Origin of the sequence: Streptococcus sp. HMSC10E12 (assembly GCF_001807855.1) — a bacterium.
GTDB lineage: Bacteria > Bacillota > Bacilli > Lactobacillales > Streptococcaceae > Streptococcus > Streptococcus salivarius.
Genome location: NZ_KV791104.1, coordinates 4,737 through 5,029, shown reverse-complemented (window position 1 = coordinate 5,029; position 293 = coordinate 4,737). Strand labels below are relative to the sequence as shown.

At 37.2% G+C, this 293-nt stretch carries 1 CRISPR repeat array.

What is annotated here, in order from left to right:
* Position 1: 1 nt before the first annotated feature.
* Positions 2 to 293: a CRISPR direct-repeat array (repeat unit 28 nt; unit sequence TACAGTTACTTAAATCTTGAGAGTACAA).

The window sequence follows — 293 nt, the reverse complement described above, 5'->3', positions numbered from 1 at the left end:
GTACAGTTACTTAAATCTTGAGAGTACAAAAACGATAACGAACATGATGTCCAGTAGACTTAAGTTGTACAGTTACTTAAATCTTGAGAGTACAAAAACCGTTCGGGGCTTACGTTAACGAGGCTTCACGTTGTACAGTTACTTAAATCTTGAGAGTACAAAAACATTGATTGATGTCGCCAATTCTCAAGTGGGGTTGTACAGTTACTTAAATCTTGAGAGTACAAAAACCTGGGTGAGCGATGATGAACTCAACACCTTGTTGTACAGTTACTTAAATCTTGAGAGTACAA